The organism is Anaeromonas frigoriresistens (assembly GCF_016820655.1).
Taxonomy (GTDB): domain Bacteria; phylum Bacillota; class Clostridia; order Tissierellales; family SIT17; genus Anaeromonas; species Anaeromonas frigoriresistens.
The window spans coordinates 158,347-171,327 of sequence record NZ_WSFT01000053.1; the positions used below are offsets into that span (position 1 = coordinate 158,347).

Below are 12,981 nucleotides of genomic sequence, written 5' to 3' on the forward strand. Positions count from 1 at the left end.
AAAATACATGCTTGAAGGTATAATCATAAAAGGTATCGGCGGATTATATTATGTGAAAACAGATAAAGGATTATATGAATGCAAAGCTAGAGGATTATTTAGAAAGGATAAAATAAAGCCCCTAGTAGGAGATAAGGTACTAATAGAATTAAATGATATAGATGACATGGGTTATATTATGGAAATTAAAGAGCGAGACACAGTTTTAATAAGGCCACCTGTAGCTAATGTTAATCAGGTTATAATTGTATTTGCCTTAAAAGATCCATCACCTAATTTATGGTTATTAGATAGGTTTTTGATATTAGCAGAAAAAGAAAATTTAGATGCTGTTATTTGTTTCAATAAAATTGATTTATTAGAAAAAGATGAATTAGAAAAAATAAATAATATTTATAACAATTCAGGGTACGAAATAATAAATACAAGCACAAAGCAAGAGGAAGGAATAGAAGAGCTTAAGAAAGTATTAAAAGATAAGATATCAGTTTTTGCAGGCCCCTCTGGAGTGGGAAAATCCTCTTTACTTAATACTATTCAACCTAACTTAAAGTTACAGACAGGAGAAATAAGTGAAAAAACAAAAAGAGGAAAACATACTACAAGAAGTTCTCAATTAATGGAATTGTATTTTGGTGGATGGGTAGTGGATACTCCAGGATTTAGTTCTTTGGATATCAACTTTATTGAGGAAAATGAGTTGCAAGATTATTTTCCAGAGATATTAGAATATAGTGTTGATTGTAAATTTAATGATTGTAAGCATTATAAAGAACCAAAATGTGGTGTTAAAGACGCATTAGAAGAAGGTAAAATAAGTGAAGAACGTTATAATAATTATTTGATGTTTTTAGATGAAATAAAGAACTTTAGGAGGTACTAGATATGTATAAAATTTCGCCGTCAATACTTTCAGCAGACTTTAGTGATCTGAAAAGTGAGATAAATAAAATAGTAGAAGGAGGAGCTGATTATATTCATTTAGATGTAATGGATGGATTGTTTGTTCCTAATATAACCTTTGGTGCTCCTGTTATAAAGAATTTAAGAAAAATTACTAATAAACCCTTTGATGTTCATCTTATGATTGAAAGGCCTGAAAGATATATTGATGATTTTGTAGATGCAGGTGCTGATATTATAACTGTCCATCAAGAGTCATCAGTACATCTCCATAGAACAATACAACAAATCAAGAATCATGGAATAAAAGCAGGAGTATCTTTAAATCCAGCTACTCCAATTGAAACTATAGAATATGTCCTTGAAAATTTAGACATGGTTTTAATAATGACAGTAAATCCAGGATTTGGTGGTCAAAGCTTAATAAAAGAAATGAAAGAAAAAGTTATGAAATTAAGATCTATAATTGAAGAAAAAAATCTAGATATTGACATTCAGGTTGATGGTGGAGTCAAACTTGATAATATAGAAGAAATAAAAAGTTGGGGAGCAAATATCTTTGTGGTGGGATCCGGGATATTTAAAGCAAAGGATATAAAGTCGGAAACACAAAAATACAAAGAAATATTATTCTAATATTAACTCTTATCTTAAAGATAAGAGTTAATATTTAATTATAGAGGTGATATTTATTAATGCATTAATAATTGGTGGAGGAAATTTTTTAAGTAATAAGAGAGTAATGGATTTAGTTGATAACTCTGATATAATCATCGTTGCAGACGGTGCAGGTAAGTATTTATATGATATAGGTATTTTACCGGATGTTTTAGTGGGAGATTTTGATACTTTAAGTGTAAAACTCTTAGAGTATTATAAAAATAGCGAAACAAAAGTGTATACATTTCCTCCTGAAAAAGATAAAACTGATCTAGAGTTATCTATAGACTATGCAATTGAACAAGGCATTAAAAACATAACCATGATAGGAGTATTAGGAACTAGAATGGATCACTCTTTAGGTAATATAATGCTACTATTTAAATTATCTGATAGGGGTGTGAAAGCAAGAATTATTGATGATAATAATGAGATCTTAGTAATAGAGAAAGAAATTACTTTAACTAAGAACAAGTTTGATTATGTTTCGATAGTTCCTTTATTAGAAGATTTAATAGGTGTAACTCTTAAAGGATTTGAATATGATACAAAAAATGAGAAGTTCTTCAAATCATCTACATATGGGATAAGTAATAGACTTATAGATGAAAAAGGAATTATAAAAATTGATTCAGGAAGAGGTTTATTGATACTATCAAGGGACTAGTAATAGTCTCTTTTTTTTGTCACAGAAATTCTAAATATTAATATAATAAAATATAATATCCTATATAGGAGGATTATTTTATGAAAAGGTTTGTCAGAAAGTGCTATTATTATAAAAAAAAATATAACAGACTAATAGGAATAATTTTGGGAGTAATTGGTTTAATATTAATAATTCAAGTTGTTCCGGTTGGAGTTTGGTTATTAATTTTAGGTGTATTATTTCTTCTATTAGGTTGGACATTTTTTAGGATGTTATAAAACATAGATAATATAAAATGGCTTCCCCAGGGAAGCCATGATGTATTATAATGCTCTTTGTACTTTATCAGATCTTAAACATCTTGTACATACATATATTCTTTTAGGCGTACCGTCCACTATTGCCTTTACTTTTCTAATATTAGGACTCCAAGTTCTCCTTGTATGACGCTTTGAGAATGTTACATTATTTCCACTTACTTTACCTTTTCCACATACTTCACAGAATTTAGCCATTTTAAAACACCTCCTAACTTCTAATGGTTCAAGAAGCTATTTCGTAAATATCAATATTTTTATCACAAATTATTTTAACACAAAAATTAGTGTTTTTGCAATAAAAAGTTGAAATTTTATTTGATTTTGATTATATTAATAGAGATGGGTAAATAGTTTACTAGAATGATAAGTTGAAGAGTAGGCAATAATAGGGTAAAATATATATATAATTATAAAGAATAAAAGGAGGCTAAGGGATGCCTGGAAAAATTAGTAATCAATATGGAAATATTAATATCGATGATAATGTATTAGCTTCAATAGCAGGAATGGCAGCTATTGAATGTTATGGTCTAGTAGGTATGTCACTTAAAAATGCAAAGGATGGACTAGTTGAGTTATTAAAACGAGAACATCTAACTAAAGGTGTAAAAGTTCATAGTAATGATAATAAATTAACTATAGATCTATACATAGTGGTACAATTCGGTACTAAAATTTCTGTTGTTGCAAATAATATAATTGATAAAGTTAAATATAATATAGAAAACCTTACTGGTATGGAAGTAGATAAAGTAAACGTTCATGTACAAAGCGTAAGAGTTCAAAAGTAGAGTTAGGAGGAAGTGGTTTTGAAAATTGAATACTTAAAAAGCACTATTGTAAAAAAAGCATTTGTTAATGCTGCAAATAAATTAGATGAAAATAAGGAGACAGTAAATTCATTGAATGTTTTCCCTGTTCCGGATGGGGATACAGGTACGAATATGTCTCTTACGATGCAATCAGCGGTAAAACATATAAGAAATAATAGTAATGATAGTATTGAATCCATTGCTTCAGCTGCCTCAAGTGGTTCATTAATGGGAGCAAGAGGAAATTCAGGCGTAATTTTGTCTCAATTACTTAGAGGATTTAGCAAAGGATTGCAAGGTAAAGAGGTAATAGATGTTGAGACGTTAGCAAATTCCTTTAAACTAGCCTCTGAGACAGCATATAAGGCTGTAATGAAGCCTATTGAGGGTACAATACTAACAGTAGCGAGAGAAGTTGCAGAGAAGGCTCAAGAGCTAGTAGGAACTGAAGATGACATACAATCCTTCCTAGAGAAAGTAATTGAACAAGGTGAAGATGCTTTGAGAAGAACTCCAGACATGTTAGATGTGTTAAAACAAGCAGGAGTTGTGGATGCTGGAGGAAAAGGACTTATTTATATACTTAAGGGTGGATTGGAAGCTATCACAGGAAAAGAAATTGTGATAAGTGATGAAGATTTTAAAAAGGAAGAAATTAAAATACATCAAAAAGCTACTGAAGATGGTGAAATAAAATTTGGATACTGTACTGAATTCATTATCAATAAAACAGAATATCAGCCAGAAGAATTCAGAAATTATATATCAAAGTATGGTGACTCAATGTTAGTAGTTGGATCTGAAGGAGTTATAAAAGTTCATATCCATACTAATAACCCTGGTGAAGTATTAGAAGAAGCATTAAAAATTGGTGAGTTAATCGATATAAAAATTGATAATATGAGATTTCAACATAGAAATCAACATATAGAGGATAATGATCTTACTCAATTAGATAAGAAAGATAATAAGAAATATAGCTTTATAACAATTAGTATGGGTAAAGGAATAGAAAATGTATTTAAAGATTTAAATGCAGATTTTATTATCTCTGGTGGACAAACTATGAACCCAAGCACAGAGGACATATTATCAGCAATTGATAAAGTGACAGGAGAAAACATTATAATATTACCAAATAATAGTAATATTATATTGGCAGCAAACCAAGCTAAGGAACTTAGTGAGAGAAACATAGAGGTATTATCAACAAAGACTATTCCACAAGGAATATCTGCCTTATTGGCTTTTGATGAAGAATTAGAGCTAGAAGATAACCTTGAAAATATGAAAGATGCCATAACTAATATTATAACAGGGCAGATAACATATGCGGTAAGGGATACAAGTATTAATAATAAAGAAATTAAAAAAGATGATATAATAGGAATTACTAATGGAGATATAAAAGCAGTAGGTTCAAGTATAAATGAAGTTACTTTAGAGCTTTTAAAAGAATCTGTAGATGAAGATAATGATATAATAACATTATTCTATGGAGAAGATGTTGAAGAGAAAGATGCTAATGAATTAGCTGAAAAATTACAAGAGGAATTTGAAGATTTAGACGTTGAGACTATATATGGTGGTCAGCCTTTATATTACTATTTAATATCTATAGAATAAAAGGAGATAGGTTACTATCTCCTTTTATTCTATATAAAATCAGAAAAATTTAAAAATCAGGTTAAGAAACTTTGCAATCTGGTTTAAAATTAAACTTCTACGAACATACAAATTATTTTTATATGTTCGTAGAGGTTTATAATAGTTTAGAGGTGATTTAATGAATTTATATGATTCTGTCCAGTACTTAAAGGGTGTAGGACCCAAACGTGCAGAAAAACTTAAAAAAATAGGAATTAAAAAAATATATGATGTACTATTTTATTTTCCCCGAGACTATGAGGATAGAAGCAGTATTACAAAAATAAGAGATTGTAAAAATAAAGAGAAGGTAACTCTATATGTTAAGGTTTCCGGATCATCTGTTACATTAAGACCTAAAAAAGGTGTATCTATTACAAAGATACCTATAAAAGATGATACTGGTTTGGCTTATATGGTTTACTTTAATCAACCTTATATTAATAATACTTTTAAAGTGGGGGATGTAATTAGAGTAAATGGTAGAGTTAATATATCCTATGGACAGATACAAATACAAAGTCCTATATACAGTAAAGGTAAAGATAATTCAAGAGTAGGAAGCATTGTACCCATATATCCATTAACAAATAAACTTACAAATAATGAAATGATAAAAATAATAAAAAGTACAATTAAAACATACACATCCCAATTAGATGAAATTTTTTCCTTGAAAATGAGGGATGAGCTTAATTTAATATCTATAGATGAAGCTATTAAAAACATACATTTCCCTACGGATAGGGAAACTTATAAAAAGTCAAAGTATCGTCTAGTTTTCGAGGAATTTCTTATATTACAGTTAGGTTTATTTTTAATTAAATCTAAATTGAGGGAAAATAAGGTAGGAATTGAATTTCATAAGTATGATAGAAGTGAAGAATTTTTAAATAAGCTTCCTTTTAACTTAACATCAGCCCAATATCGTGTTTTTAAAGAAATAAAGCAAGATATGGAATCTACTAAGGTAATGAATAGATTAGTTCAAGGAGATGTTGGATCTGGTAAGACGATTATAGCAATATTGGCTATGTTGAAATCTACTGTATCAGGATATCAGTCGGTGATGATGGCACCTACAGAAATATTAGCGACTCAACATTATGATGAAATAAATAAGCTGTTGAAAGATTTTGGAATTAGATGTGAACTTTTAGTTGGAAGTTTGAGTGCTAAAGAAAAATTAAGAATTTTAGAAGATGTTAAAAACGGTAATATTGATATCCTAGTAGGAACCCATGCTTTGATTCAAGATGGAGTAGACTTTAAGAGACTTGGACTAGCTATAACAGATGAACAGCATAGATTTGGTGTAAGACAAAGGGCAAAGCTCTCTGAAAAAGGTAAAACTCCTGATGTATTAGTAATGACAGCAACTCCTATACCTAGAACTTTAGCTATGATATTATACGGTGATTTGGATATATCAATAATAGATGAGTTACCACCGGGAAGAAAAAAAATTGATACTTATGCAGTTAATAATACTATGAAATCAAGAGTATTTGATTTTGTAAAGAAGCAAATAGTTCAAGGAAGACAAGCTTATATTGTTTGTCCTCTAGTAGAAGAATCAGAAACTTTAGATTTACAGTCTGCAACAGAAGTTTATCAAGAGATAGATGAGCTATATAAGGATAAATATAGTGTAGGTTTATTACATGGAAAAATGAAACCCTCGGATAAGGAAGACATTATGAATAAATTTAAAGAGAAAGAAATCGATATTTTAGTATCCACTACAGTTATTGAGGTAGGAGTAAATGTACCCAATTCAAATATTATGGTTATAATGAATTCTGAAAGATTTGGTCTAGCTCAATTACATCAACTTAGAGGTAGAGTTGGTAGAGGAGAATATAAATCTTATTGCATATTAATAAATGAAAGTAAAAACAAAGTTGCTAGAGAAAGAATGAGAATTATGGAAAAAACAACAGATGGATTCATAATATCTGAAAAAGACCTAGAATTAAGAGGGCCAGGAGAATTTTTTGGTACAAAACAACACGGTATTCCTGAACTTAAAATAGCTAATATATTTACCGACATGGAAATACTTAAAATAGCTCAAAAAGAAGCTCAAAAAATTTTATTAGAGGATGCTACTTTAAATTTGCCTAAAAATATAAAAATCAGAAATAGAGTAGATAAACTTATTAATGAAAATTTAAAAGAAATTTCTTTTAATTAATAATTATGGTTATAATAATAATGTGAAAATAAAATTAAAAGAAAGATTATATAATCTTTCTTTTAATTTACTATATTCTGGTTTGTTATGAAAGAGTTTAGTGATAGATGAAGGTATAGCAAAAGGGGAATAGATTTTGCTACTTAGTTATTTTATACTATTTTCAACATAAATATTCATATTTTTCAATTATACTTTGTAACCAAAAGTGTAATATGCTAAAATAAAATTATTAAGTTATTGGAGGAATTAATTTTGAGAGTAATAACGGGAATAGCAAAAGGACATAAATTAAAAGCTCCCAAAGGAACAAATACTAGGCCAACAACAGATAGAGTAAAAGAAACTTTATTTAATATTATTGGAGATATTCATCCTGATTCTATTATATTAGATCTTTTTGCTGGTAGTGGTAGTATAGGAATAGAGTTTTTAAGTAGAGGAGCAAAAAAAAGTTATTTTATAGATAGTGATATTTCAAGCTATAAGACAATATTAGAAAATATAAATAAAACAAAGTTCAATGACAGATCAGAAGTTTATAAGAATACATATGATAAGGCTTTAAGAGTATTAAGAAATAAGGGTATTAGATTTAATTACATTTTTTTAGACCCTCCCTATGATAAAGGATTAGTTGAAAAAAGTATAGAATTTATAATAGAGTATGACTTGTTAACAAAAGACGGTTTAATCATAGTAGAACATGAGAAAGCATTAGATTTAACAGCTTTTAGTAATAAATATAGTATAAATACAAGAAATTATGGAGATACAAGTGTTTCGTTTTTGAAATAGAGGAGGTAATAAAAATGACTGCAATATATCCAGGAAGCTTTGATCCAGTTACTTACGGCCATTTAGATATTATTAAGAGAGCTAGTCAAAAATTTGACAAGATTATCGTAACTGTTCTAAATAATCCATCAAAAAAAGCTCTATTTGATGTGAAAGAAAGAGTTGAGTTATTAGAGATAGCTACAAAAGATTTAGATAATGTAATAATTGATAGCTATACAGGCTTGTTAATTGATTATGCAAAGGAAAAAGACATATCTATATTTATAAAAGGATTGAGAGCAGTTTCAGATTTTGAATATGAATTCCAAATGGCTCTTACCAATACGTTACTAGATGAAGATATAGAAACCTTTTTCTTAATGACTAGTAATAAATATTCTTTTGTAAGTTCTAGTGTAGTTAAAGAAGTGGCAAAATTTAATGGAGATATAAGTAAATTAGTACCGGATATAGTAGAAAAAGCAATAAACCAAAAAATGAAGGGGGAATAGTAATTGGATTTATTAAAATTATTAAATGAAATTGAGGATATTTTAGAAGATAGTTCAACTATACCTTTATCTGGTAAAGCTCTAGTTGATAGACATGAATTATTAGAAATAATAAAAGAAATAAGAATAAAACTTCCAGATGAAATTAAGCAAGCTGAATGGATCAGAGAAGAAAGGCAAAGAATATTAGCTGAAGCTCAAAAAGAAGCAGAGACTGTTATTGAAGAAGCTAGAGTACATATAGAAGAAATGGTTGAAAAGGATGAAATAACAAAAAGAGCACAAGATAGATCTGATGAGATAATTTCTAAAGCACAGAGTAATGCAAAAGATATAAGATTAGGTGCTAAAGAATATGCAGATGAATTACTAAGAACAGTACAAGGTGAACTAGGTAACTTACAAAGGGACGTAGGTTCATTAATTGAAACATTAGAAAATAATAGAGAAGAGTTAAATGGAATGTAAGGACCTATCTATGATAGGTCCTTTTTAAATACAAACTTATAAATAGAGTAAAGTATTTTTGACCCTATAGATAATACTAATAGAAGGAGCAAGATAAAGAATATTAATCTAGATGATATATAAAAACTATTAATAAAACCTTTAAAATATAATTGTCTAGCGCTAATTAACACAGTATTACTAAATACATTTACAGATTTAGTATTTATAAAATGGTATAAAATGATTGTAAATATTCCTGAGAATAAACCATGAATCATTTTAGAAAAAATATATATTTTATTATTAATATCAGTTTTAGAAAAGAAGCTAAGGGATTGACTATGAATTGATAAACCACTCCATCCAATAATTATGCTTACAAGGGTGATAACTAGTAAGCTTCCACTATTAATAGATTCAGACAATATTTTACATCCATTTGTAATTTCAATAAGACCAAACACAAATCCTTTTATAACATTGCCATCTATAGAGATTCCTAGGTTATTAATTATATTTGTTATAATATGAATAAAATTTAGAGAATCTAAAATCTCTATTATTACTGAATAAAATATTATAAAACCACCGACTACTAGAATTGTACTCATAGCATCATTAACAGAGTCAGACATTATAGAACCTATATTTTTTTTTGATACTAAATTATTATATGAGTCTGCAACCATATTTTTATATTTATGAATTGGATAATTTGAATTATATCCGAACTTATAAAATCTGAAGAGTAACCCTACTGTTAAAGCACCTAAATAATGAGATAGAGCTATAATGATACCAAAAATTTCATTATTAAACATACCTATCGAAACTGCTCCAATCATGAATAAGGGACCTGATGTAGAACAAAATGATGCTAATCTTTGAGCTTCAATTTTAGTGATTTTATTTTCAAGTCTAAGCCTTGATATAAGTTTTGATCCTACGGGGTAGCCTGAGGTTATACTCATTGTGAATATAAAAGCTCCTTCTCCAGGAACATTAAATAAAGGAATCATCAATGGACTCATTAAAGAACCAATAAATTTTACTACACCTAATCTAATAGTTATTTCAGAAAGTATAAAAAATGGTAATAATGAAGGTAATACTGTAAAAAACCATATATTAACACCATCTAATGCAGCTTTTATACAATTCTTAGGGTTTAATACTATAAGTATAATTAGTGTTACAAAAAGAATTGGGTAAATTAATCCTTTAATTTTAAATTTAGATATTAGTAATTGTTTAATTACCCATATAGTAATAAAAAATGATATAGAATATATTAAATAATTCATTATAGACCCCCAGTTTAAGTGTATTATATTATATTTATTTGGGAGTGCTATTATGTTATTATTAATTATAAAAAAACTAGCTTTTTATTTATTAGCTAGTTTAATATATGGTGAAATATAATAATCAAAATTACTTTTAATTTTTGTATTATTGTTTGTACCTAAGAAATAAATATTAGATGCCTTTATATCTAAATCAAACATAGGGTTGTTATTACTTTTTTTATAATCAGCTACTTTGTTAATAATAGGAATTTCTGAATTAGATTTTATTTTATTAATTATTTTAAACCCTTTTGAGTTAGATCCTAGTACTCTGGCATACAAAGGAAAGTTTAATATGTAGTTTTTATCATAATTTATGTCTAATAAAATATGTGTAAGTATTCGTTGCAATCTTGTATAAGTGTATCTTTTTGTTTTTACTGAGCTAATAATAGAAATAATATTATTTGATTGATTAGATGCTTCTATTATTCGGTTTTCTAATCCATTCTCTATATCAATAAGATTTCTCATATGTTGAGGATTAATAGTTCGTAATTTGTATAATAAAATATCATTGAAATTAGCCAGTTGATTAAACTTTCCGTATTTATGAAGGTATTGATCTATATGCTTTAGAGTTGAAGTAGACATAGCTTCATAGGAATTTTTAATAAAAGAATTATCTGTTAATAAAGTCTTTCTTATTGAAGTAGCACTAGATATCTCTCCTGTTAAATTAGCCTGGTTATAGTCTGCTACTATTCTTTGAATGGAATGAGGGGTAATAGTACTATTTAATTTCTTTAGTGCTTTAATATACTCTATTGCAAGGATGTTATTTGGGCTTTTTACAATATCAATTATATTTTTATCATTTAAAATTTCTTTTAAGGTATTGGTTCTAGCTTGGGGAAAAGATAACCCTTTGTCTAAATAATTCTTTAGTATGTTTTTAAAATTTTCTGATTCATTTAGTAAAGTACTAGCAATTTTATCAAAATACTCAATGTCATTTGACTCACTTCCAAAGGAAAGAGAATCTACTACATTCAAAGAATTTAACAACCTTACTGCTCCGTAAGAAAAAAACTCTGCACTCATTGTAGAATATATTGTAGGTAATTCTAATACCAAATCTACTCCAGAGTCTATTGCCATCTTTGCCCGATGCCATTTATCTACTATTGCTGGTTCGCCCCTTTGAACAAAATTTCCACTCATTAAAGCTATACTATAATCGCTATTTGTTTGAACTTTTGACTGTTCTAAGTGATACTTATGTCCGTTATGAAAAGGGTTATATTCTGTAATAAGTCCTACAACTCTCATATTTGCCTCCTAAAGTTTATAAATCAAATAAATGTTAATAATATTATACATATTAATCGGTTGAATAATCAAACTATATTCTCTTTATATTCTTTTTGAATAATTCGACAATAGATATAAGGTTGATTTTTTATTGAAATTATAATAACATTAATATGTTAGAATAAGAAGCTAGGAGGATGAATATGAAAATTTTAGTAATTAACTGTGGTAGTTCTTCTCTTAAATATCAATTAATTGATATGACAAATGAAGAAGTACTAGCTAAAGGATTAGCAGAAAGAATAGGTATAGAGGGTTCTATAGTAAAACATAAACCTGCAGGGAAAGAAAGTGTATCTATCGAAAGACCAATGGACGATCATAAAAAAGCTATTGAAATAGTATTAAATGCATTAGTTGATGAAAATCATGGAGCTATTAAATCTATGGATGAAATAAATGCAGTAGGTCACAGAGTAGTACATGGTGGAGAGAAATTCTCTGATTCTGTAATAATTGATGAAGAAGTATTAAAAGCTATTGAAGAATGTTCTGAATTAGCACCGTTACATAACCCACCAAATATCATGGGAATTCAAGCATGCAAAGAGTTAATGCCAAGTACACCTATGGTAGCTGTATTTGATACTGCATTCCATCAAACAATGCCAGAATCATCTTACATTTATCCATTACCATATGAGTTATATGAGAAATATGGAATTAGAAGATATGGATTCCATGGTACATCTCATAAATATGTATCTCAAAGAGCAGCTGCAATTTTAGGTAAAGATCTTGAAGATTTAAAAATAATCACTTGTCATTTAGGTAATGGTGCAAGCTTAACTGCTGTTGAAAATGGTAAGTCTATCGATACTAGTATGGGATTCACTCCATTAGAAGGATTAGCTATGGGAACTAGAAGTGGAGATATTGATCCAGCTATTATTATATATTTAATGGAAAAAGAAGATATGAGTATTAGTGAAATAAATACATTACTAAATAAAAAATCAGGTGTTTTAGGTATTTCAGGAGTAAGTAGTGACTTTAGAGATATCGAAGAAGCAGCAGAAGAAGGAAATAATAGAGCTAAATTAGCTTTAGATAAATTTACAGCGAGAGTAAAGAAATATGTTGGTGCATATGCAGCAATTATGGGCGGAGTTGATGCAGTTGTATTTACAGCTGGCTTAGGTGAAAACTCTCCTGAAACAAGAGAAGCAATATGTGAAGGTTTAGATTTTATGGGTATAAGCATTGATAAAGATAAGAATAAAGTAAGAGGTAAAGAAACAGTAATCAGTACTACTGATTCTAAAGTTAAAGCTCTTCTTATTCCTACAAATGAAGAGTTAATGATTGCTCGAGATACTAAATCTTTAATATAGTACATGACTAGATATGTATTATAATAGAAATATTATGTAAGTTGTCAACAAAAA

General features: G+C 28.3%; 14 protein-coding genes. 11 read left to right on the forward strand and 3 right to left on the reverse strand.

Going from position 1 to position 12,981, the window contains the following annotated elements; all coding sequences use genetic code 11:
* Positions 1-7: 7 nt before the first annotated feature.
* The 4 genes from rsgA to GOQ27_RS14840 all read left to right on the forward strand — a co-directional run bounded on the left by rsgA (position 8) and on the right by GOQ27_RS14840 (position 2,490).
* The gene (gene rsgA, locus GOQ27_RS14825) at positions 8-883 is read left to right on the forward strand and encodes a ribosome small subunit-dependent GTPase A (RefSeq protein WP_203367658.1); all 876 of its coding nucleotides are present in this window, start codon (positions 8-10) and stop codon (positions 881-883) included.
* Positions 884-885: 2 nt separating this feature from the next.
* The gene (gene rpe / locus GOQ27_RS14830) at positions 886-1,539 is read left to right on the forward strand and encodes a ribulose-phosphate 3-epimerase (protein WP_203367659.1); all 654 of its coding nucleotides are present in this window, start codon (positions 886-888) and stop codon (positions 1,537-1,539) included.
* A gap of 46 nt (positions 1,540-1,585) precedes the next feature.
* Entirely contained in the window at positions 1,586-2,230 is a 645-nt protein-coding gene (locus GOQ27_RS14835) for a thiamine diphosphokinase (RefSeq protein ID WP_203367660.1), read from the forward strand.
* Positions 2,231-2,310: 80 nt separating this feature from the next.
* On the forward strand, positions 2,311-2,490 hold the full coding sequence (locus GOQ27_RS14840; protein ID WP_203367661.1) for a hypothetical protein: 180 nt from the start codon (positions 2,311-2,313) through the stop codon (positions 2,488-2,490).
* Positions 2,491-2,535: 45 nt separating this feature from the next.
* On the opposite strand, the gene rpmB is transcribed toward GOQ27_RS14840, so the two are convergent.
* On the reverse strand, positions 2,536-2,727 hold the full coding sequence (gene rpmB / locus GOQ27_RS14845) for a 50S ribosomal protein L28 (protein WP_203367662.1): 192 nt from the start codon (positions 2,725-2,727) through the stop codon (positions 2,536-2,538).
* Between the two features lie 239 nt (positions 2,728-2,966).
* On the opposite strand from rpmB, the gene GOQ27_RS14850 reads away from it, so the two are divergent.
* The 6 genes from GOQ27_RS14850 to GOQ27_RS14875 all read left to right on the forward strand — a co-directional run bounded on the left by GOQ27_RS14850 (position 2,967) and on the right by GOQ27_RS14875 (position 8,948).
* Positions 2,967-3,323 carry an Asp23/Gls24 family envelope stress response protein gene (locus GOQ27_RS14850; protein ID WP_203367663.1) on the forward strand — a complete coding sequence of 119 codons (357 nt, stop codon included), beginning with the start codon at positions 2,967-2,969 and terminating at the stop codon, positions 3,321-3,323.
* A gap of 12 nt (positions 3,324-3,335) precedes the next feature.
* On the forward strand, positions 3,336-4,970 hold the full coding sequence (locus GOQ27_RS14855; RefSeq protein WP_484477135.1) for a DAK2 domain-containing protein: 1,635 nt from the start codon (positions 3,336-3,338) through the stop codon (positions 4,968-4,970).
* Between the two features lie 160 nt (positions 4,971-5,130).
* A complete protein-coding gene (recG, locus tag GOQ27_RS14860) occupies positions 5,131-7,188 on the forward strand; it encodes an ATP-dependent DNA helicase RecG (RefSeq protein ID WP_203367665.1) in 2,058 nt (685 codons plus the stop codon).
* A gap of 255 nt (positions 7,189-7,443) precedes the next feature.
* Positions 7,444-7,986: a 16S rRNA (guanine(966)-N(2))-methyltransferase RsmD gene (gene rsmD / locus GOQ27_RS14865; RefSeq protein WP_203367666.1), complete on the forward strand. Its 543-nt coding sequence runs from the start codon at positions 7,444-7,446 to the stop codon at positions 7,984-7,986.
* A gap of 14 nt (positions 7,987-8,000) precedes the next feature.
* Positions 8,001-8,480, forward strand: a complete 480-nt coding sequence (coaD, locus tag GOQ27_RS14870) for a pantetheine-phosphate adenylyltransferase (RefSeq protein WP_207751322.1) — start codon at positions 8,001-8,003, stop codon at positions 8,478-8,480.
* Positions 8,481-8,483: 3 nt separating this feature from the next.
* Positions 8,484-8,948 (forward strand): ATPase, encoded by a 465-nt coding sequence (locus GOQ27_RS14875; RefSeq protein WP_203367667.1) that lies wholly within the window; start codon positions 8,484-8,486, stop codon positions 8,946-8,948.
* An 8-nt stretch (positions 8,949-8,956) separates the two neighbouring features.
* Here the strand turns inward: GOQ27_RS14875 and ylbJ are convergent, their stop codons facing one another.
* Together ylbJ and GOQ27_RS14885 are read right to left on the reverse strand one after the other, a co-directional pair.
* Entirely contained in the window at positions 8,957-10,234 is a 1,278-nt protein-coding gene (gene ylbJ, locus GOQ27_RS14880; protein ID WP_203367668.1) for a sporulation integral membrane protein YlbJ, read from the reverse strand.
* A gap of 84 nt (positions 10,235-10,318) precedes the next feature.
* Positions 10,319-11,551 carry a nucleotidyltransferase gene (locus tag GOQ27_RS14885; protein ID WP_203367669.1) on the reverse strand — a complete coding sequence of 411 codons (1,233 nt, stop codon included), beginning with the start codon at positions 11,549-11,551 and terminating at the stop codon, positions 10,319-10,321.
* A 185-nt stretch (positions 11,552-11,736) separates the two neighbouring features.
* Here GOQ27_RS14885 and GOQ27_RS14890 point away from each other — a divergent pair, with 185 nt between their 5' ends.
* The gene (locus GOQ27_RS14890; RefSeq protein WP_203367670.1) at positions 11,737-12,927 is read left to right on the forward strand and encodes an acetate/propionate family kinase; all 1,191 of its coding nucleotides are present in this window, start codon (positions 11,737-11,739) and stop codon (positions 12,925-12,927) included.
* Positions 12,928-12,981: the final 54 nt, after the last annotated feature.